The organism is Pseudomonas sp. GW822-FHT02D10, from assembly GCF_058802345.1.
Window position 1 is genome coordinate 143,642 of record NZ_JBXAOB010000007.1, and the last position, 21,694, is coordinate 165,335.

General features: G+C 60.2%; 17 protein-coding genes. 6 read left to right on the forward strand and 11 right to left on the reverse strand.

All coding sequences use genetic code 11. The features are described 5' to 3' along the window. Positions 1–8 precede the first annotated feature (8 nt). The 3 genes from AC1RPZ_RS13910 (at position 9) to AC1RPZ_RS13920 (ending at position 3,210) form a co-directional block, all read left to right on the forward strand. On the forward strand, positions 9–959 hold the full coding sequence (locus AC1RPZ_RS13910) for a phosphoglycerate dehydrogenase (RefSeq protein ID WP_493137613.1): 951 nt from the start codon (positions 9–11) through the stop codon (positions 957–959). 42 nt (positions 960–1,001) lie between these two features. Further along, entirely contained in the window at positions 1,002–2,318 is a 1,317-nt protein-coding gene (locus AC1RPZ_RS13915; RefSeq protein ID WP_493137614.1) for an MFS transporter, read from the forward strand. 124 nt (positions 2,319–2,442) lie between these two features. Next, a complete protein-coding gene (locus AC1RPZ_RS13920; protein ID WP_493137615.1) occupies positions 2,443–3,210 on the forward strand; it encodes a DeoR/GlpR family DNA-binding transcription regulator in 768 nt (255 codons plus the stop codon). 219 nt (positions 3,211–3,429) lie between these two features. Here the strand turns inward: AC1RPZ_RS13920 and AC1RPZ_RS13925 are convergent, their stop codons facing one another. Then, positions 3,430–4,062, reverse strand: a complete 633-nt coding sequence (locus tag AC1RPZ_RS13925; protein ID WP_493137616.1) for a response regulator — start codon at positions 4,060–4,062, stop codon at positions 3,430–3,432. A gap of 33 nt (positions 4,063–4,095) precedes the next feature. Continuing rightward, positions 4,096–5,457 carry a cache domain-containing protein gene (locus tag AC1RPZ_RS13930; RefSeq protein WP_493137617.1) on the reverse strand — a complete coding sequence of 454 codons (1,362 nt, stop codon included), beginning with the start codon at positions 5,455–5,457 and terminating at the stop codon, positions 4,096–4,098. 287 nt (positions 5,458–5,744) lie between these two features. Between AC1RPZ_RS13930 and AC1RPZ_RS13935 the strand changes: the two genes are divergently transcribed. The 3 genes from AC1RPZ_RS13935 to AC1RPZ_RS13945 all read left to right on the forward strand — a co-directional run bounded on the left by AC1RPZ_RS13935 (position 5,745) and on the right by AC1RPZ_RS13945 (position 9,091). After that, the gene (locus AC1RPZ_RS13935) at positions 5,745–7,802 is read left to right on the forward strand and encodes a carbon starvation CstA family protein (RefSeq protein WP_493137618.1); all 2,058 of its coding nucleotides are present in this window, start codon (positions 5,745–5,747) and stop codon (positions 7,800–7,802) included. 15 nt (positions 7,803–7,817) lie between these two features. After that, positions 7,818–8,015 (forward strand): YbdD/YjiX family protein, encoded by a 198-nt coding sequence (locus AC1RPZ_RS13940; protein WP_493137619.1) that lies wholly within the window; start codon positions 7,818–7,820, stop codon positions 8,013–8,015. A gap of 263 nt (positions 8,016–8,278) precedes the next feature. Then, a complete protein-coding gene (locus tag AC1RPZ_RS13945; RefSeq protein ID WP_493137620.1) occupies positions 8,279–9,091 on the forward strand; it encodes a DeoR/GlpR family DNA-binding transcription regulator in 813 nt (270 codons plus the stop codon). 4 nt (positions 9,092–9,095) lie between these two features. Here AC1RPZ_RS13945 and otnI read toward each other — a convergent pair whose 3' ends face one another. The 9 genes from otnI to bcsZ all read right to left on the reverse strand — a co-directional run bounded on the left by otnI (position 9,096) and on the right by bcsZ (position 21,692). Further along, complete coding sequence (gene otnI / locus AC1RPZ_RS13950; protein WP_493137621.1) at positions 9,096–9,896, reverse strand: 2-oxo-tetronate isomerase; 801 nt, start codon at positions 9,894–9,896, stop codon at positions 9,096–9,098. Between the two features lie 21 nt (positions 9,897–9,917). Next, positions 9,918–11,378: a GntT/GntP/DsdX family permease gene (locus AC1RPZ_RS13955; protein WP_493137622.1), complete on the reverse strand. Its 1,461-nt coding sequence runs from the start codon at positions 11,376–11,378 to the stop codon at positions 9,918–9,920. A gap of 202 nt (positions 11,379–11,580) precedes the next feature. Beyond that, positions 11,581–12,219 carry a 3-oxo-tetronate 4-phosphate decarboxylase gene (gene otnC, locus AC1RPZ_RS13960; RefSeq protein ID WP_493137623.1) on the reverse strand — a complete coding sequence of 213 codons (639 nt, stop codon included), beginning with the start codon at positions 12,217–12,219 and terminating at the stop codon, positions 11,581–11,583. An 8-nt stretch (positions 12,220–12,227) separates the two neighbouring features. Next, a complete protein-coding gene (gene otnK, locus AC1RPZ_RS13965; RefSeq protein ID WP_493137624.1) occupies positions 12,228–13,517 on the reverse strand; it encodes a 3-oxo-tetronate kinase in 1,290 nt (429 codons plus the stop codon). Between the two features lie 10 nt (positions 13,518–13,527). Further along, on the reverse strand, positions 13,528–14,433 hold the full coding sequence (gene ltnD / locus AC1RPZ_RS13970; protein ID WP_493137625.1) for an L-threonate dehydrogenase: 906 nt from the start codon (positions 14,431–14,433) through the stop codon (positions 13,528–13,530). Positions 14,434–14,571: 138 nt separating this feature from the next. Next, entirely contained in the window at positions 14,572–16,191 is a 1,620-nt protein-coding gene (locus tag AC1RPZ_RS13975; RefSeq protein ID WP_493137626.1) for a methyl-accepting chemotaxis protein, read from the reverse strand. A gap of 95 nt (positions 16,192–16,286) precedes the next feature. Further along, positions 16,287–16,727 carry a CBS domain-containing protein gene (locus AC1RPZ_RS13980; protein ID WP_493137627.1) on the reverse strand — a complete coding sequence of 147 codons (441 nt, stop codon included), beginning with the start codon at positions 16,725–16,727 and terminating at the stop codon, positions 16,287–16,289. Positions 16,728–17,112: 385 nt separating this feature from the next. Further along, positions 17,113–20,589: a cellulose synthase complex outer membrane protein BcsC gene (gene bcsC, locus AC1RPZ_RS13985; RefSeq protein WP_493137628.1), complete on the reverse strand. Its 3,477-nt coding sequence runs from the start codon at positions 20,587–20,589 to the stop codon at positions 17,113–17,115. Further along, positions 20,577–21,692 carry a cellulose synthase complex periplasmic endoglucanase BcsZ gene (gene bcsZ, locus AC1RPZ_RS13990; RefSeq protein WP_493137629.1) on the reverse strand — a complete coding sequence of 372 codons (1,116 nt, stop codon included), beginning with the start codon at positions 21,690–21,692 and terminating at the stop codon, positions 20,577–20,579. Before bcsZ ends, bcsC begins: the two co-directional genes overlap by 13 nt. Between the last annotated feature and the right edge of the window lie 2 nt (positions 21,693–21,694).

Here is a 21,694-nt window from a genome sequence, read left to right on the forward strand (position 1 = left end):
TCATCACCATGAGAATCGTCTCCACCTCCCCGTCTTTCGCCAAGTACTCCTCAGAACCGCTGATGCTGCTCGGCGAGCAGGCCATTGAGTGCGTCAACCTGCCGGCCGATATTGGCGAAGATGAGTTCATCGCCCAGGCCCAGGGTGCTCAGGCGGCGATTGTTGCCTTCAACACCATCAACGCCCGCGTTCTCGATGCATTACCGCAGCTGCGCATCATCTGCAAGCATGGGGTTGGGGTGGATAACATCGACCTGCCCGCAGCACGTGAGCGCAAGGTGTGGGTCTGCAACGTACCTGACTCGAACAAGCATGCGGTGGCGGATTACACCTTTGCCCTGCTGCTGGCCTCCGCCCGCAAGATCGCGCTGGCCGATCAACAAACCAAAGCCGGAGAATGGCCGCGCTTGTTCGGCGCCGATGTCCACGGCAAAACCCTGGGCATCATCGGGCTGGGCAATATCGGTAAAGAGGTCGCGCGGCGCGCGGCGGGATTCTCGATGCAGGTGATTGCCCATGACCCCTACCCGGACCAGGCATTTGCCGATGCCAAGGGTATCCGCCTGGTGGAGTTGAATGCGCTATTGAGCGAGGCGGATTACGTCACGCTGCATATCGGCCTGAACGACGCGACCCGCCATCTTATCGGTGCCGAACGCCTGGCCTTGATGAAGCCGCAAGCCCATCTGATCAATGCCGCGCGGGGCGGCATCATCGATGAAAACGCCTTGTTCGCCGCGTTGCAAAACGGGCGCCTGGGTGGCGCCGCACTGGATGTTTTCGAAGAGGAACCGGCCATCAGCCATCCGCTCTATGCCCTGCCGAGCGTGATCGCCTCACCGCATATCGCCGGCTACACGCCGGGCGCGCTGGACATTCTGAGCCTGACTTGCGCGCGCAACATCGTCGCGGTGCTGAAGGCCAATGCACGTCCCGAATACGTGGTGAACGGCCTCTAGCTCGTCCGCTCCCCCGAAAAATCCGAACCCGGAGTTGGAACCATGCACAACAATAATAAGGCTTCTTCGGTACGCTGGCTCATCGCCGGATTGATGTGGACCGCCATTGCGATCAATTACATCGACCGTGTAGTGCTTTCGGCCGCCGCCCCGATCATCAGCAAAGAATTCGCCCTGAACACCGCGGAAATGGGCCTGATCATGTCGGCGTTCTTTTGGTCCTACGCATTACTGCAGTTGCCGGCCGGTTGGCTGGCCGACCGCTTCGGCCAAAAAATCACCCTGGGCGGCGCTGTCCTGTGGTGGTCGGCGGCAACCGCAATGACCGGTCTGGCAACCGGCTTCAATTCGTTATTCGCACTGCGTATCGGCCTGGGCGTGGGTGAAGCGGCGGCCTATCCGAGTAACGCCGGGATCGCATCGCGCTGGTTTCCGGACAAAGAGCGCGCCACCGTCGCGGGCATCTTCGACAGCGGATCGAAATTCGGCGGCGCCGTCGCCATGCCATTGATTGTCTGGCTGATCGCATGCGTGGGCTGGAAGATGACATTCGTCTTGAGTGGCTCCATCGGTATCGTCTGGGCATTGGTCTGGTTCGTTTTTTATAAAAACGATCCTGAACAGCACAGCGGCGTCAACCAAGCCGAACTGCAGTACATCCGCGAAGGCCAGCGGCGCAAGGAAGGCACCGGCGACAAGCCGACCATGCGCTGGTACGACCTGCTGCGCTACCGCAATGTATGGGCCATGTGCCTGGGCTTTTTCTTCATCAACTACAACTCCTACTTTTTCATCACCTGGCTGCCCACCTACCTGGTGAAAGAGCGCGGCATGGACCTGATCTCCATGGGCTTCGTAGCGGCGCTGCCGTTGCTGATCGCCATGCTCGTGGAAGTGTTCGCCGGTTGGCTGTCCGACCGCATCTACCGCCAGGGGCGCTGGTCATTGACGCGTATTCGCAAGACCTTCCTGGTCATCGGCCTGCTGATGGCTTCATGCATCGGATTCGCGGCGTTCGCCGAGTCCGCCTGGCTCGCCATCGTCCTGTTGTGCATCGCCAAGTCCGGAACCACGGTAGCGGCCACCCAGGTCTGGGCCATGCCCGGTGATATCGCGCCACGCGGCATGACCTCGATGCTGGCCGGCCTGCAAAATACTGTTTCCAATATGGGGGGCGTAGTCGGTCCGATCATTACCGGGTTCATCGTCGCCGCCACGGACTCATTCGTTCCGGCCCTGCTGTTTTCTGCCGGATTGATTGTCGTCGCCATTCTCAATTATCTGTTCTTGCTGGGCGACGTCGAACCGATCAAGGAACAGCCCGAAAACCCGATCATTCAACCCGCCTTGAACCGTTGACCTGCAAAACGCCCGGACACTTACCCGGTGTCTGGGCGTTTCACCGGCTAACTTTCCCGGGCGACCTTTTACTGCCTCGTTGAAAACCGTATAAAGGCGGTCGGGCCAGATCTCCAGGAATTCCATGAAAGTTGCCACACGCCGCCAAGCCATTCTGAATCTCGTGCTGTCAGGCACTGCCAACGTCGAGGAGTTGTGCCTCCAATTCGGCGTATCCGAAGCCACGATGCGCCGCGACTTGACCGCGTTGGCCGAAGAAGGCCTCATCCTGCGGACCTATGGCGGTGCCGCCCATGTCGGCCTGCGTGAGCCGGAGACCTCCGTCGAGGAGCGGCGCTATCAACACAGCCAGGAAAAGCTCGCCATCGCCCGCGCAGCGCTGGCGCATGTGCGAGACAACGACACACTATTGCTCGATGGCGGCACCACGACGTGCGCTCTGGCGCACTTATTGGTGGAGCGGCAAGGCTTGCATGTCATCACCAACAACATCCTGGCGTTGCCGGCTTTGGCTCGGCTCCCGGAGGCAAAGATCACACTACTCGGCGGGGAACTGCGGGCTTCCAGCATGTCGACCTTCGGGGCGGCCGCGCAGGCAGCATTGGAGCATTTAAGTGCCGACAAGATTTTTCTTAGCGCCGATGGCGTTGTTGCAGAGTTGGGGCTCTGCGAAGCCAGCGCCGATCAGGCTTACCTCAAAGAAAACATGATCGGGCGAGCAGCACAGACCTTTGTGCTGGCTGACGCCACAAAATTAGGACGCGCACTCCAGCAACATTGGTCTCCCCTCAAAGGGCCGTGGACGCTGATTACCGATTCCATAGCAGATGAATCGCTGCTGGAGCCTTTCCGGGCACACAAAATGATCACCATTGAAATAGCCAACAGGTGACTGTTCCCCCCCGATACTGAATCACTCACCCTGCCTTGGTCAGAGGTTTTCTCCCGAACGGAAAGCATCGGCACTCAGTCCGAACCGGCTCATTAACCTCAACGTCTGCACCGCAGATGGAGTCAGGAACAAGCCTGCAGCGCTCTGACAAAGCGCTGCACTATCGACGCCTGCACGTGCAACGAGGACAGCAGCCAAAACGATCAGGCCAGGCTGGCCTCAATGCGAAATTATCCCGTGGTCCATCGCGTATTTAACCAGGGCTGCGGGCTTGTCGATGTTGAGTTTGCGACGGATGCTCAGACGATGGGTCTCCACCGTCCGAACGCTGATGTCCAGCTCACGGGCCATTTCCTTGTTGTTCATTCCCTGAGCCATCTTGCACAGCACTTGACTCTCGCGCGGCGTCAGCTCGTTATCGGTATTCTTGTCGGCGATGAGCCTCTGTGCGATCTCTGCACTGTAAAACGTCCCACCGCTGGCAATAGCTTCAATAGCCGCAATGATTTCCCGCGAAGGCGCATTTTTCAGCACATAGCCGCTGGCGCCAGAACGAACAGATTCACTCACATACTCATAGTTATCGTACATGCTGAGTACCAGAATCTTGAGCAACGGATACTGCTTGCTCAACACTCGGGTCAGCTCAAGTCCGTTCATGTCCTTCAGACTGATGTCGACCAGTAACAGGTCCGGCTGACAGAGCCTTACCATCTCAATCGCTTCGGCTCCGCTTTCGGCCTCTCCCACCACTTCCAGGGGGGACATGACCGCCAGCAGCGCCTTGATTCCATCACGGACCAGGGAATGATCGTCGACCAGGGCGACGCGGATTGGGTAGAGCAGGTTCATCGGGGGCGTTCACTCTTGTTGTTATTGGCTGAGTCAGTGTTTTGTACCGGGAATTTTCATCGGCAGCAGAACGTCCAGCACACTTCTTCCCGGCATCGATGCAAGGTCGAATCGTCCACCAAAATGCTCGACCCGCTCGCGGATGTTCCGCAGCCCTATACCGGAGTGACGGCGTTCGACTTGAGCGACGTTGAAACCGATACCGTCATCGACCACCGTCAGCCTTACGGACTCTTCGGACCCGTGCAGGGTAATGGATACGTTTTGGGCCCGTGCATGTCGTTCGATGTTGGTCAGGCCTTCTTGCACAATGCGAAACAACGAGACCGACGCCCCATCGACCAGGTGGCAATCGAATTCGTTGTTGTTGCAGGTCACCACGAGCCCGCTTCGCTGCTCGAACTCTGCGGCGAGTTGACCAATCGCCGCCGGCAGACCCAGCGTGTCGAGCAGCGACGAGCGCAGGTCGTGAGAGAGGCTGCGAACCTCGCCAATTGCGTCTCCCAGGCGCTCCGTGGCTTCTTTTAAAATGCTCAATCCCTTGTCTTGTCCATTCTCCAGCACATGGCTGGCCAGTTCGAACTGAAACTTGATGGAAACGAGTACCTGGCTGATACCGTCGTGCAGCTCACGGGAAACCCGTGATCGCTCTTCTTCTTGCAAACTGACGATACGCTGGGTCAAACGCTGAAGTTTTTTGTCGGCCAGACGCTGCTCGCTGACGTTCAGCGTCATGCCGCTGGCGAAAACTAAAAGCACTGCCACGAGGGCGACCACGGCAATCGCGAGCATCGTTTTGCGGATGCCCTGAGCCACCTCGTCACGCGCCTGCTGTGTGGCGCGCTCAACGTCCTCAAGGTAGATGCCGGTACCGAGCATCCAGCCCCAACGATCCAGCATTACGACATAGGCGAGCTTGTCGGTCACTTGACCGGTAGAGGGTTTGTTCCAGGCGTAGCGTTGAAAGCCTTCTCCTGATTCCGCACTTTTCAGTAACGCCTGGATCACCGGCAGACCGTGAGGGTCCTTCATGTCCCAGAGGTATTTGCCCACCAGTTCCGACTGCCGCGAATGCATCAGACTGCGGCCCTGACGGTCGTAGACAAAGAAGTAGCCATTGATACCAAAGCTGAGCTTGCGCAGTTCTTCCAGAACCTGTTGCTGTGCGTGCTCGTCACCCTTGCCGTTGTCGTATAGCGGCGCAATCAGGCTTTGCGCCATTTCGACGTAGTTTTTCAGTTCTGCACGCTTGCTGGCCAGAATGCTGTCTTCGATCAGTTGCGCCTGCTGATCACCCAACTGGCGGTTCAGAGAAATAACCAGCGCGCAGATAACGGCAATCGCCAACACCAGCGGCAGAATCCCGAGCGCGACGATTTTATGTTTGAGCTGCATCTCTGCTCCTGACCGGACCGAGGGAAGGCGAAGGCCCGGCATCATATGCCAAAGATACGCGCGTCCAGTAGCGGCGCTGGACGGAATGACGTGCGGCTCAGTTGAAATGCAAGCCCGCTCCCACAAGGAGATCAGCGACCTCTACGTAGAACTACGTAGAGGTCGCGTACGTAGTAACGCGGATTTATTTGTAGACGGCATGCGTGGATATTGGGCCAGCTCCGCACAGCGGACACAATTATAAAAATTACCGCCGCAGTCCACTGGCTGTCGGCAGGAGACACGCAATGACCCGTCTGGCTAAACACCTCGCCTGGTTTGCCGTGGCTGTCCTGGGAGCGTTTGCGCTGAGTGTCGTGGCCCTGCGCCGCGGCGAAGCCATCAACGCCCTCTGGATCGTAGTCGCAGCAGTCGCTATTTATCTTGTCGCATACCGCTATTACAGCCTGTTTATCGCCAATAAGGTGATGCAGCTCGATCCCGGTCGAGCCACCCCCGCCGTCGTCAACAACGATGGTCTGGATTACGTCCCGACCAACAAACACATTCTCTTCGGTCACCACTTCGCCGCCATCGCAGGTGCAGGGCCACTGGTCGGCCCGGTATTGGCGGCGCAAATGGGTTACCTGCCCGGTACGCTCTGGCTGATCGCCGGCGTGGTGTTCGCCGGTGCCGTTCAGGACTTCATGGTCCTGTTCATGTCGACCCGCCGCAACGGTCGCTCCCTGGGTGACATGGTCCGTGAAGAAATGGGCCGCATCCCCGGGACCATCGCGCTGTTTGGCTGCTTCCTGATCATGATCATCATCCTCGCGGTGCTGGCACTGATCGTGGTCAAAGCCCTGGCCGATAGTCCGTGGGGCATGTTCACGGTGATGGCGACCATCCCGATCGCGATGTTCATGGGCGTGTACATGCGCTACATCCGCCCGGGCCGCATCGGTGAAATCTCCATCGTCGGTGTGCTGCTGTTGCTCGGTTCGATCTGGCTCGGTGGGCAGATTGCCGCTGATCCGGTCTGGGCCAAGGCCTTCAGCTTCACCGGGATCCAGATCACCTGGATGCTGATCGGCTACGGTTTTGTCGCCGCAGTAATGCCGGTCTGGCTGATCCTGGCGCCACGCGACTACCTGTCGACCTTCCTCAAAATCGGCACCATCATGGCCCTGGCGATCGGCATCCTGATCACCATGCCCGAGCTGAAAATGCCGGCACTGACCCAGTTCATCGATGGCACCGGGCCGGTGTGGAAGGGCGGGCTGTTTCCGTTCCTGTTCATCACCATCGCCTGTGGCGCGGTCTCCGGTTTCCACGCGCTGATCGCTTCCGGGACCACGCCGAAACTGTTGGCCAGTGAAGGTCATGCCCGTTACATCGGTTACGGCGGCATGCTGATGGAGTCCTTTGTAGCCATCATGGCAATGGTTGCCGCTTCGGTGATCGAGCCGGGCGTGTACTTCGCCATGAACAGCCCGGCGGCAATCGTCGGCGGTGATGTGGTTCAAGTGGCTCAGACTGTCAGCAGCTGGGGTTTTATGATTACCCCAGAAGCCCTGCAAGCGGTGGCCAAAGACATCGGTGAAACCACCGTCCTGGCGCGTGCCGGCGGTGCGCCGACCCTGGCGGTCGGTATCGCGCAGATCCTGCACAGTGTTCTGCCGGGTGAAAACACCATGGCGTTCTGGTACCACTTCGCGATCCTGTTCGAAGCGCTGTTCATCCTGACTGCGGTCGACGCCGGCACCCGTGCCGGGCGTTTCATGCTGCAGGACTTGCTCGGCTCCTTTGTGCCAGCGCTCAAGCGCACCGAATCCTGGACCGCCAACCTGATCGCGACCGCCGGTTGCGTGGCGATGTGGGGTTACCTGCTGTACCAGGGGGTGATCGACCCGCTGGGTGGCATCAACACCTTGTGGCCGCTGTTCGGTATCTCCAACCAGATGCTGGCCGGTATCGCGCTGATGCTTGGCACGGTTGTGCTGATCAAAATGAAACGCCAGCGCTACATCTGGGTGACCTTGCTGCCGGCAGCCTGGCTGCTGATCTGCACCACCACCGCAGGCTTCATCAAGCTGTTCGACGCCAACCCGGCGATCGGCTTCCTGTCGCTGGCCAAAAAATACAGCGATGCGCTGGCCAACGGTCAGATCCTCGCACCGGCCAAGGACATCACGCAGATGCAGCACGTGATCTACAACGCCTACACCAACGCAACGCTGACGGCGCTGTTCCTGTTCGTGGTGTTCAGCATCCTGTTCTATGCGCTCAAGGTCGGTATTTCCGCCTGGGGCAGCAAGGAACGCACGGATAAAGAATCGCCATTCCAGGCTATTCCGGACGCGTAATCGAGGATTGCAACTATGTTCAATGACCTGAGTCGCCTCGGTAAATACCTCGGTCAGGCCGCGCGCCTGATGGTCGGCATGCCCGACTACGACACCTACGTCGAGCATATGCAAACCCAACACCCGGACAAACCGGTGATGAGTTACAAAGCGTTCTTTCGGGAACGCCAGGAGGCTCGTTACGGTGGCAAGGGTGGACCGAAGTGCTGTTGACCCGCTGACGGCGGGTGATCAGAGGTGATGTGGGAGCGGGCTTTTTGTGGGAGCAGCCGGTCGACGCTCGATTGCTCGCGATAGCGGTCTGACAGTCAACTGCAATGTTGAATGTCAAGCCGTCATCGCGAGCAAGCTCGCTCCCACACGAGTCTGCTCCCATTTTTCGTTAGTGATCCGCAACAACTCGTTCCTTTACCGCAGATTCGCTACTATGTTTGCTCCGCTTTCCTTGCCTGCGGATTTTTTCATTTGGAGCCCGAATGCCTAGTCAAAAGGACATCGCCGCCGAAAGCGGCGCACCGATGATTCCTGAACAGCGCCGTGAATTGATGCTGCGACAGTTGCGCAAGCATCAGGTGCTGAGCGTTCATCAGTTGATGGAAATGTTCGAGTGCTCGCACATGACGGTGCGCCGCGACATTGCGTTGCTGGAGCAGGAAGGTCGTGCCTACTCGGTAACGGGTGGTGTTCGAATCGCCAGCCAACTCCACAGTGAGCCCAGCCATCAGTTCAAAGCCGTGGTCGAATTGCCGCAGAAGCAGGCGATGGCGAAACTCGCCGCCCGGTTACTGCATGCCGATATGACGATTTACCTGGATGCCGGAACCAGTACCCTGGAGATCGTCCCGTACATCAAGGCGCTTTCCGGCATGACCGTGGTCACCAACGACTTCGGCATTGTCCAGGCGCTGATCGAGGCGCCCCATGTCACGGTCATTCATACCGGCGGGCAGCTGGATCACTCCAATCAATCGTGCGTGGGCGGCTTGGCGGTTGCTACCTTGCGCCAGGTTGTCACCGATATCGCCTTCATATCGACCAGTTCCTGGGATTTGCGCCGCGGCCTCACCACACCTTCGGCGCTGAAGGTGGAGGTCAAGCAGGTGGCGATGCAATCGGCCTCGCAAACAGTGCTGGTGGCCAGCAGTTCGAAGTACGGTACGTTCAGCATGTACAGGATCGCCGGACTGGAGCAGTTCGACATCATCCTCAGCGACAACGCGCTGACCCCTGCTGCGGCCGATAGCATCCGCAAGCAGGGTGTGGAACTGCTGTTACCCTCTGAGGCGTAGGGCTTTACGCCTCAGGGTCTGCCTGGCGCGCCTTCCAGTCGCGCAGCCACTGCAAGCCAGCCGAGGTGTCGCCGCGCGGCCGGTATTCGCACCCTACCCAGCCGTCATAACCCAACTGGTCGATCAACTCGAACAGATAGGGATAGTTGACCTCTCCCAGATCCGGCTCGTGTCGGTCCGGCACACCGGCAATCTGGATATGGCCAATACCCTCGAAGTCCCGGCGCAATTTGCTGGCCAGGTCGCCCTCGACGATCTGGCAGTGATAGCAGTCGAACTGAACCTTGAGGTTGCTGGCGCCCACTTCCTTGCAGATCGCCTGGGCCTGATCCTGCCGGTTGAGGAAAAAGCCCGGCATGTCTCGGGTATTGATCGGTTCCAGCAACACCGTGACGCCGACCTTGGCCGCCTGAGCGGTGGCGTAGGCAAGGTTCTCCAGGTAAATACCGTGATGCCGTGCCCGGTCGTTCTCGGAGGGCAGCAGGCCGGCCATGACATGGATGCGCGAGTTGCCCAGCACGGCGGCATATTCCAGGGCGCGATCGAAACCGCTACGAAATTCACTCTCCCGACCGGGCAACGACACCGTGCCCCGCTCGCCCGCCGCCCAATCACCGGGCGGTGCGTTGAACAGCGCCTGCACCAGGCCGTTGTCGCTCAAGCGCTGCTTGAGCGCCTGTGCGCTGTAGTCGTAGGGAAACAGGTACTCCACCGCCTCGAAACCATCGGCAGCAGCAGCGGCGAAGCGATCCAGAAACTCATGTTCCGGGTAGAGCATGCTGAGGTTTGCAGCAAAACGAGGCATGGTAGCTCCCAGGATAAGGGGTTAGACAAACGGCCAGATCAGCAAGGTAATACCGAAACCCAACGTACCGAGCAAGGTGGTCAGTAGCGTCCAGGTACGCAAGCCGTCGGCGACATTCAGCCCGGCCAGCTTGGTGAAGATCCAGTAACCGGCATCATTGATATGGGACATGGCCAACCCGCCACCGCCCATGGCCAGGCACAGCAAGGCCATATGGTTCGGGGTGAGGCTGAGGGTCGCGATCAGCGGGCTGATAATGCCGGCGGTGGTCACCAGCGCCACGGTGGTCGAACCCTGCACCGCCCGCAACAGCATGGTCAGCAGAAAGCCCAGCGCGAGCACCGGTAGACCGGTGGTACGCAGCATATCGGAGACCACGGCACCGATTCCGGTATCCACCAGTACCTTGCCGAATACACCGCCGGCGCCGGCAATCAGGATCACCATCGCGACACCGGGCAAGGCCGAACCGATCACATCGGACACCTGAGTGCGACTCCAGCCCCGACGCGAACCCAGCAACCAGGCACACAGCAAGGTATCGATCAGCAGCGCTACCAGCGGCGCGCCGAGCACGGTCATGATCCCGCGCAGGGTCGATTCGGCAGGCAGCAGCGAGGTGGCCAGGGTGCCCAGCAGAATCAGCATGATCGGCAACAGGATCAGGCTGACGATCAGGCCAAAACCCGGCGGCGGTGCCGACGGCAACTTGGAGACGATGCTGCTGGTGGACTCTTCCAGGCCCATGTGCGACACGGCCACGGCAGCTTGCACAGTGCTCTTGCCGTTGCCATTGGACCAGGCGGCCAGATCTTCATTGGTGACATGCGGACCGTAGACCTCGGCACGAATATCGTCGGTCATCGGGTACACCCGACGGGTCATCCGCCCGGCTACGCGGTAGCCGACATAGCAAAGGAACGCAGTCAGCGGCAGACCGAACATCAGCACGCGGCCGAGGTCGGCGCCCAACTGGCTGGCAGCGGCCACTGCGCCCGGGTGTGGCGGCAGAAAGGCGTGTACGGTCAACAAGGCCGCGCACATCGGCAGCGCGAACACCAACAGCGGCTTACGCGCACTGCGAGCGACGCTATAGGCCAGCGGCATGAGGATGATCACACCAACTTCGAAGAACACCGGCACTCCGACCATGAAGCCGGCAATCGTCAGCGCCAGGGGCGTACGCCGATTACCGAAACGGGTGATCAATGTCTTGGCCAGTGCCTCGGCACCGCCGGAGAGCTCGATGATCCGCCCGATCATCGCGCCCAGGGCAATGATGATCGCGATATGGCCCAGGGTCTTGCCCATGCCGCCTTCTATGGTGGCGACCAGATCGGCCGGCTTCACCCCGGCCACCAGTGCTACCAGAATGCTCACCAGCATCAAGGCGACGAAGGGCTGGAATTTATACTTGAGCACCAGGAACAACAACAGCGCGATGCCCACCCCTGCGGTCACCATCAGGATTAACGGGCTCATTTCAGAACCCCTCCGCGCCGGGTGAACGAAGCGGTTCTGCCACTGGATCTGAAAATGCCGCAGTGAAGGAGAGTCATGCTTGGATTTCCTGTTGTTATTGTTTTTCAGACAAGCCGGGGCCATCGAGAGTCGTTGCACGTCTCCCGGACAGGGCCTGCGTTATCAATCTGTCGTGTTCTGTCGTTTTAAAAAATTCAGCGCACTACCAGTGCACACCGAAAGTCTCTCGCAGCTCGTCCAGCGCCGCCTGATCGAGCGGCTCGGGCCTGGGATTACTCATCAGCCAGAGCCGTGCGGTTTCCTCGAGTTCTTCCAGGGCGTAGCTGGCCTTGGAAACCGAACTCTCCCAGACCACCGGGCCAAGCCGATCAAGCATCACACCGCGAACGCTGTTGGCCAGCCGTGCGACCTGTTCGGCAACCTTCGGCGAGCCGGGTCGCTGATAGCCAATCAACGGGATATGCCCGACTTTCATGACCTGATACGGCGTCAGCGGTGGCAGGATGTCGTCTGGCTGCCAGACACCCGCCAGGGTCAATGCCACCAAGTGGGTGGAATGGGTGTGAACCACGCCGCCCACACTCGGGTTGCGGTCGTAGACCTGGCGATGCAGCGCCAGGGTCTTCGAGGGTTTGTCACCGGATACCCACTCGCCGGCCAGATTGACCTTGGCGATCGTCGCAGGATCAAGGCGCCCGAGGCAGACGTCAGTCGGTGTGATCAACCAACCATCGTCCAGACGTGCACTGATATTGCCGGCGCTGCCGACGGTATATCCCCGCCCGTAAAGGCTGCGGCCAACCTCACAGATTTCTTCGCGCAAGGCGTTTTCATTGCTCATTGCGCAGCTCATTCCTCACCTCCAGCCTGGGCCAACTGCTTCAAGGCTTTGCTGAAGAAGTCGCGGCCACCGAAGTTGCCCGACTTGAGTGCCAACGCCAGAGGTTCAGCCGTACTGCTGACCGTCGCCGGCACTCCCGGATCGATCTGCGCGCCGATCCGCAGCAGTTGCACGCCCAACGCCTGAACCACAGCGCCTGAGGTTTCACCACCGGCAATCACGAAGCGCCGCACGCCGCTCTGGCGCAGACCCCGGGCGATTTCGCCAAAGGCATTTTCCACCAGACTGCCAGCCTGTTCGACGCCCAACTGCTGTTGCACCACCTTGACCTCTTCCGGCGAACTGGTGGCATAGATCAATACGGTGTCCTTGTTATCACGGGCGAAGCTCAAGGCTTGCGCAACGACGGGCTCACCGGCGGCCAACGCCAGTGGATCGATACGCAAAGCCGGCCGACCGGCTTCGAGCCAGGCTGCCACTTGCCCGTTAGTTGCCACCGAGGCGCTACCGGCCAACACCACTTCACCACCGCAGACCATGGCCAGTTTCGACGCATCAAGGTCGCGCAACTTTCCGGCGCGACGGAAGTTTTCCGGTAAACCCAGGGCCAGCCCCGAACCTCCGGTCAGCAACGGCAGGTCAGCGCAAGCCGTGCCCAACGTGTACAAATCACGGTCCGACAGCGCATCGGCGATCGCGATGCCGACACCTTGAGCCCGCAATTCGGCGATACGTACGCGAACCTGTTCGGCCCCTTGGGCAATGCTGTCGTAGCGCAACAGGCCGACGTTCAGGCTGGTCTGCGATTGCAGGACCCGAACCAGGTTGGCATCGGTCATCGGCGTCAACGGATGATGCTGCATGCCCGACTCGCTGAGGAGTTGATCCTGAACAAACAAGTGACCGCGAAAGATCGTCCGGCCATTCTCCGGGAACGCCGGGCACGCGAGGGTGAAGTCACTGCCCAGCGCCGCCAGCAGCGCTTCGCTGACCTGGCCGATATTGCCGGCCTTCGTTGAGTCGAACGTCGAGCAGTACTTGAAGAAGATCTGCTCGCAGCCTTGTTCACGTAGCCAGGTCAGCGCCGCGAGGGACTGTTCGATTGCCTCGGCGACCGGTGTGGTACGCGACTTCAGGGCAATGACGATCGCATCGGCGTCGATCCCGGCAGCGACTTCGCTGCTCGGGATACCGATGCTTTGTACGGTGCGCATACCGCCACGCACCAGCATGTTGGCAAGGTCGGTGGCACCGGTGAAATCATCGGCGATGCAGCCCAGCAATGGACGTGTGCTCATGGTGCGTTCCTCAAACAGGCTCGGTCTTGGCAGTTGGCAAGGTGATGCCCGGGAAGATCTTGATCACTGCCGAGTCGTCCTCGCGGCCGAAACCTGCACTGGAAGCCTGCATGAACATCTGGTGGGCGGTGGCCGACAGTGGCAGCGGGAATTTGCTGGCGCGCGCGGTATCCAGCACCAGGCCCAGGTCCTTGACAAAAATATCCACCGCGGACAACGGCGTGTAGTCGGCCTTGAGAATGTGCGGCACGCGGTTTTCGAACATCCAGGAGTTACCGGCGCTATGCGTGATCACCTCGTAAAGCGCATCGGCATCAACCCCTTCACGCAACCCCAACGCCATGGCTTCGGCAGAGGCCGCGATATGCACCCCGGCGAGGAGCTGGTTGATGATCTTGACCTTCGAGCCCAGGCCATGGACGTCACCCAGGCGATAGACCTTGCCGGCCATGCCCGCAAGAATCGCCTCGGCTTTGGCATAAGCGTCGGCCGGGCCGGAAGTCATCATGGTCATCTCACCTGCAGCAGCCTTGGCCGCGCCACCGGAGATCGGCGCATCCAGATACAACAGGCCCTTCTCGGCCAGGCGCTGACCAAGATCGACAGCGTAGGTGGGGGCCACGGTGGCGCAGCCGATCACCAGACTGCCAGGACGCAGCGCGGCCACGGCACCGCCTTCGCCGAACAAGACGGTCTCGGTCTGCTCGGCATTCACCACAACGGTAATGATGACTTCACACTCACCGGCCATATGCGCCGGGGATGCGCAAGCCACGCCGCCCTCCCCGGCAAACTGTTCAGTCACCGCCGCTCGTACATCGCAGGCATGCACATTAAAACCGCTGCGCAACAGCGAGCGGGCAATGCCCAGGCCCATCGCGCCCAGACCGACAACACCGACATTCTTGTTATTCATGGGGGGTACTCCATCAAGTTGAACGGATAATCCCCCAATGAACAGAATATGTGAAGTATTTTTTTAAAATAACATTTTTTAACATCGAGCTTGAAATGCACCCGGATGCAAAGACCCGCTACCCTGCCCCATGCCTGCCTAGATTTTGAAACGCGCCACTGTCTGGTGCAGTGCTCCTGCCATCTGCGCCAACTCCAGACCGGCTGTGTGGGTCTGCCGGGCACCCAGCGAAACCTGTTCGGACACGTTACGAATGCCCACCAGATTGCGATCCACCTCACGCGCCACCAAGGCCTGCTCCTCCGTGGCACTGGCGATCATCATGTTGCGTTCATTGATCTGCGAGATCGACCGGGTGATCTCTTCCAGTGCCTCGCCGGAGCGTTGTGCGACTTCCAGGGTCGTCTGCACCAGGTGACCGCTGCTGTGCATGGCGGTCACCGCGTGCCCGGTATCAAGCCGAATATTGCCAATCATCTGCTCGATTTCCTCGGTCGACACCTGAGTACGATGGGCCAGCGCCCGCACCTCGTCGGCGACCACCGCGAAACCACGTCCGGCATCACCGGCCCGGGCCGCTTCAATCGCCGCGTTGAGGGCCAGCAAATTGGTTTGCTCGGCAATACTGCGAATCACCTCCAGCACCGTGCTGATGCCTTGCACACGTACGGCCAATTGCTGGATACGCTCCGAGGTATCCGTCATGCCGTCCGCCAGCGCAGCTATTGAGGCCACCGTTTCCTGAACGTGCTCACGGCCGCGTAGCGCGGTTTGCTCGGACACCCGGGACGCCTCGCTGGTGCTGACCGCATTGCGTGCGACCTCGTCGACAGCCGCCGTCATTTGATTGACCGCCGCCGCAGCCTGCTCGATCTCCAGGCCCTGCAACTGCAAACTGTTACGGGTCTGGCTACTGACCGCGCTCAGTTCTTCGGACGAACTGGCCACCCGATCGACCGACGCCGCGATGTGTTTAACCATCGCATTCAAGCTTTGCTGCATCTGGTACATGTTCATCATCACGCTACCGTCGGCATTGGCATTCACTGGCACTTGAATCGTCAGGTCGCCCTGCGCGATTTGACTCAATACCCGCGCAGCATCATCGGGTTCGCCACCCAAGGGCCGGGTGACACTGCGCGTCACGATGACCGCCGCGGCGATGACCGAGGCCAGGCAGAAAACCAGCAACCCCAGCATATTCAGCCGTGCATCGCTGTACAGGGCCTGCGCCGACCTTTCACGATCGGCGAAGATCTGCCCTTGCAGCGCCATCAGGGCATCCAGGCTTTTATAAACCTGCTGTTCGGCGGGGATGACGTGCTGTTTCAACTGCGCCATCGCGGCATCAAAGGCGCCTTGCCTGATCAACACCTGCACCTGGGTGAACGCGGCGACGTAAGCCTCGCGATTCTTTTTCAGGGCCACATAGGCGGCCTTGCCTTCCGGTCGGTCGAACAACGGCTCAAGCGTTTCGAGTGCCTGGCTGATGCGCTTTTTGGGGGCATCGATGGCCTGTTGCGCTTGCTGATTGTCTTTATCGATCAGCAAATCCCGGGTGTTCCTGGCGTTGTCCCGTACACCGGTGGCAATGACCATGATCGGATCGATTTTCGGCCAGTCTTGTTTGACGATGACCATTGCCTGTTCCTTGAGCGTTGCCAGATCGTGCAACGCATAAAACGCCAGGCCTGTCAGTACCAACGGCGCAATTGCAAAGCCGATGACGATACGTTGTGCCGTGCTTAACTTGGCCATATCAAATGCTCCCCGATTAATACCTGCCCGACGGGCAGCGCATTTGAAAACTTCATGTACCGATAAGCCCTGGATCCACCTCGCCCGTGGTCGCTTTAATGTCCGCGAATGTAGTGTTCCAGTTGCCGGATCAGGTCGGCCTGCTCGGCGATGGCTTCTTTCACCAGATCACCAATCGACAACAGGCCAATCAGTTGGTCGCCTTCCACTACCGGTAGATGGCGCAGATGACTGTCGGTCATGACCGCCATGCAACGCTCGATGCTCTGCTGACTGTCTGCCGTCACGACGGGCGCACTCATGATGGCCCTGACCGGCGTACCGACCGAAGAGCGCCCCTGTAGAACGACTTTGCGCGCATAGTCGCGTTCGCTGATTACACCGACCACCTGCCCCTCCTCTATGACAGGTAGAGCACCCACATTTTTTTCGGCCATTATCTTCAGCGCTTCAAGCACCATTTGGTCTGGCGCGATGCTATGCACCTGCTGGTTTTGCACGACCTTCAGTTTCAGCAATTGTGCGGCTGTTTTCATACCGGCCTCCGAAGCCAATCACGGTTAAAAAAGCAAAAAAAAACGCCTGAAACCTTTCGGTTCCAGGCGCCTTTGCCTGTTCTTTTACGGTGTTAAAACCAGACGTCCATGCCTGATGCACCGATGTTGCCCATAACCTGATCGGCCAATCGATCGTCGTTGACCGAGGGGGCTGTCCACACGAATACGTTCCAGGTGAACCTGATGCGAACCTTGCAGCCTTTGTGCCAGTCGCCAGCGGGAGACTTCTCCCATGTGGAAACCCTGGCTCCTGAGCTATAAAGGATTGTCGACGCTTGAGCTAACGGAGGCAAAAGACCATTGCGCCGCCTCCGACTGGTGCGCGTTGTGACGCATACCGCGTTATAAAAGTGCAGGTAGCGCTCTAGCGCATATCCGCATAAGGCGAGATCGGCTCCACCGGTAGCGGCAGATTGCCTTGCCAAGGGTCAAACGTGTAGCGCAAGTAAAGCAAGGCCCGACTCGGGGCGTAGCCTTCGCTGTGTTGCCAAGTGATACCAGTACCCAGCACCAGGTTGTCGGAAAGGCGACGCTCCACGAGGCCCTGGACACGGAAGTTGACGCCGTTGCTGCTACTGCCACTCTTGGTCAGGGACGGGCTGTCCACCAGAGTCTGATTCGATTGCGCCAGCAGGTTTTGCAGTTCGCCTTCGCGGTTGTCTTTAGGGTAGAGGTCAGAGCCGTCGATTTTCGCGAACGACCAGCCCACCGAGCTTTCGAGCAAGGCCGACCAGTCAGCGTTGCGCCAGGCATAGTTCACCGGCACGCTGACCGAGTAGTATTGCTGTGGGCTGTAGTAACCGCCCTGGCCGAGGGTGAGTTCGCTTAAGTCCTTGTCGTATCCCATGTACATCAGGGTCAGGCCAGTGCGCAGACGTTCGTCGGCGTGCTCCACCAGGCGATAGTAATAGCCGCCCATGGCTGTGCGCCGCTGGTTGTTCTCAACGTTCTGACCCATTAACCAATGGCTGCTCAGGCTTGCCCACACCCCATCATTGCCGCCTTGGTCATGGCTCAGTCCCAGGGTGAAGCCGTTGGCCGTAACGCCGCCCCACTTGGTTCCGGTGACCGGATCGACCGCACCGGCATACGACACCAGTGAGTTGGTCAGCGGCCGCCGCGATGCCGTGAGGCGGTAACCCACGCTGCTCCAGTCACCGCTGTAGGTGACACCGCCCACCCAGTTGGACACCGTGAATTCTTGTGGCGTATGGCCAAGGTCAAAAGCCCAGCGATCATCGTGCCAGCCCATGCCCAGCAGGGTGCCGCGCACGCTCTGCGAAGTGGTGGCACAGCCCCCCTGCACCACCGCGCACAAGCCGAACTGGTCAGTGCTGGCAAAGTTGCTGACATCCAGATTGATGTCTTCGGCCTGGACGAAACCCTGCCCTTGCGCCACCGGCGCGTCGATGCGCAGGATGGTGGTCTGGGTGGTCAGGTCCGAGACCCCCGATGAGCTGTTGTCGGTGCGCCAGGCGAGGTCATGGTAAAGGTTCACCGTCGGGTTCTGCTTTTGGTACAGCTCGTCGATGTCGCTGCGGATGCTGCGCTGCAACCAGCCATCGCTGTCCTTGGCACGGCTGGCCAAGGTCATGGCACGGTTGTCTCGCGGCTCGGCCTGTTGCGGTTCAATCATCTTTGCCGCGCCCATACTGCGCGCATAGTCATCCAGAGCCCGCTGCGGCTCTTCTCGGGACAGCAGACGCGCCGCATCCCGATAGACCAGCGGATCACTTTGCGGGGTCTTGAGCAACTGCGCGAACAGCGCGTTCGCCCGCGTCTTGTCGCCCAGCGACGCCCAGGCATTGGCCAAGCGGCGCTGGAACGACGCATCGGCCGGTACTGGCGCAGTTACTGCCATAAGGCTGGCCTTGGCGGCGTTCGGCTGACCGCGGGCGATCAGCACTTCGCTCAGGCCCAGTTGGGCCTCGGTATTTTTCGGCGCGCTGGCCAGCACCTTGCGGTAGCGGCTTTCCGCCTGCGCCAAGTCGCCACGCTGCTGGGCCCAGTCGGCCAGGGTCAGGTAGTCGTCAGTAGTCGGCGCGCGCATCAGCAGCGCTTCGGCCTCGGCCTCATGGCCGCCGTCGCGTAGTGTCCGGGCCTTCGCGAGTAACTGGCGACGCTGCAGGCGTGCCCACAACTCGTTCATGTTGTCGCTCCAGGCGGCACGGGGGATCTGTTGCAGACTGCCCATGGCATCGCCGTCACGTTCACCATTGGCCAGAAACAGCCCGTGGGCATAACGCGCCTCGGTGTTCTGGCCCTGACGTTGTAACAGCCAGTGGAAGCTTTGATCGGCCTCGGCCTTGAGGCCCAGTTCGCGCTGGGCATTGGCCAAGCGGTACACCAGCCAGGGATTGTCCGGGTCCAGCACTCGAGCCTTGCTCAAGGCTACCGTGACCTGCGCCCAATCGCTGCGTCGGGTGGCGTCATCGGCCTGCGCGTTGAGGCGATCCAGCGTCAGCCCCCGACGCACGCTTTGGAACTCTTGCTGCTCCTTGGGCGTCAGGCTGTCGAGGTAGTGCTCGGCCTTTTCCGGTGATTGCGACTGGTACAGGCGGACCATCGCACGCACCACGCTTGCGTTGCTCGGATCGAGCTTACGCGCCCGTACCAACAGAGCTTCTGCGGTGATGTCATCGGACTCGCCACGGGCAACATAGGACAGGCCTATCAGCGACGCAGGATCGTTCGGCCTGGCTTTGTCCGCCTGCCGGTACCATTTTTTCGCGGCGGGATAATCCTTTCGCTCAAGGGCTTCATCACCCTTTTGCAACAGCATCCACTGGTAGTTGGCGGCCTTGAGATCCTGCCACTTGGTCATCCAGGAGGTGTCCTGCTCGATGGCCGAGGCCTGGACGAACGTGTTGTAGGCCGCTTCGTTCTTGTTCTGGCGCATCTGCGCGATACCCAGCGAACCGAGCAGGCTGGAGTCTTGCGGATAACGCTTGATCGCCTGACGCAAACTGGCTTCAGCGCCGACGTTGTCGCCGGCGTCGAGCAATGCCTTGCCTTTGACTCCGGCCTGCCAGGCCGGATCAGCCAGGTATTGCTCCTGCCCTTGCAACTGTCGGGTCGAGTCAGCGTGCAAGCTGGTGTAGGGGTAGAACTTCAGAAAAGTCCGCCAGCCCTGCGCGGTTTCGGGCCCTACCGGCTGCTTGAGCCAATAGTTGTATTCGCGTTCGGCCGCGTTGTTGCTGGCGTTCGGATCGCCCGCCAATTGATGCAGGACGTCCAGCGCCTCGGGATCACGTTTTTCGGCAAACAACAGGCCGACCAAGGTCTGGCGCAGCGAGGCATTACCGGGATACTGCCGGTCCAATTCGCGTAACTGCTCTATCACGACCGGGCGCTCAGCCTTGATGCCGCTACGCACGTTCAGGTATTCCAGGGCCGTGGCAAAGTCCGGCATGTCATCGCCGAACAATTGCCGATAGGCTTTGACCGCGTCTTCGGAACGGCCGGCGACGGCCAGCAGGCGCGCCTCCTGCAGGGCCCGCTGACCATCGGTGCTGTGCATTTTCAGCAAGCTCTCGGCCTGACGCAGGGCCGCAGTGCCTGGCGCCTGCTGGCGCAGTTGGGCGACCAGGCGTTCGGCTTCCGGCGGGTTCTTTTGCAGCAGTGCCTGGCGGACTTCAACGACTTTCACCAGCAGATTGTCCGGGGCGATCAGCTCCAGACGAGCCAGCGAGTCATGCACCAGGTCTTCGCGGTGCAGAGCCTCACCAATGCGGACCTGCTCCAGCAGCCATTGCTGCTGGTCGGGCGGGCTGAGAGGCTGACCCAGGGCGACCCCACAAACACTGCTCAACAGCAGCCCAAAACCGGTCAATTTGTGCATGCGGCAGTCCAGTTTGGCACGAGGCGTCCATTTTTATCGAAGCGATAGCGTTGTTGGTCCCAGCCCTGCCCGAACAGCGTCAGCGACTGGTTGTAATAGGCATCCGCCAAGGGCGGCTGTTGTTGCAGGCGCTGGCGTTGAGCCTTGAGGGCACCCGCACTGTCCGGGCTTGCGGCCAGCAACGGCAGCAATGCGGCACTGAAGCCGACCGGGGCGGTGCCCTTGTCGAGGCCGGTGGTTGTGTCGACTGCTTCCGGCACATGGCCCAGCCGCGCAGTCAGGTCCAGCATGGGTTTGAAGTGCTCAATCAACCCGGCGCGCCCCGGCGCGTCTTTGTCCAGCATGCCCAGCCAGAGGTAGACGCGTATGGCGTCATAGCTTCCAACACTGCCCTTCTGGCTGTCCACGGCCCAACCCTGACCGGCTTTCCACAGTTGCCAGTCGGATGCCAGGCCCTTGGGCGTACTTTCGATCAGCAGACGCTCGGTGTTGCTGGCCAGTTCCGCCCAAATCGGTGCTTCCTGGGCGAAGCGTGCCAGCAATTGCGGTGGCAGATAGCTGGCGTTCAAACGCCAACCCTCGGCTTTGTCGAACCCGACGTTGCCGGGCAACAGCATCAGGCCCAGGCCCGGTAGCGTGCGCAGGCTTTGCGCAGCACTGCGCCAGAGCAGGTTGCGGCCCAATGTCAGGTAAGTCGGTTCATGCCACAGACGCCCGGCTTCCAGCAGGCTATAGGCGATCCACAAATCGGCGTCGGTGGCATTGTTGCTATCCAGTACTTGCCAGCGGCCAGCTTTGTCACGACCCCACTGCCACGCCGGAAGCTGGCGGTTAAGGTCTCCACCGGCCAGGTTGTCCTGGGTCCAGCTCAGCACCTGGGCGAAGCTTTTACGGTCATTGCCCAGCAGGGCGAAAAACAGCCCGTAGCTCTGTCCTTCAGACGTGGAGATCAACTGCTCCGAGGAATGGTCAATGACCCGTCCGTCCGGGCTAAGCATGGCCTGGCGATAATTCTGCCAGGCCGGCCAAGCGCATTCCGCGGCACCGGCAAAGCCAGGCGCGACGATGATCGCGATCAAAGCCTGCGCGAGGAAGGCTTTCACCC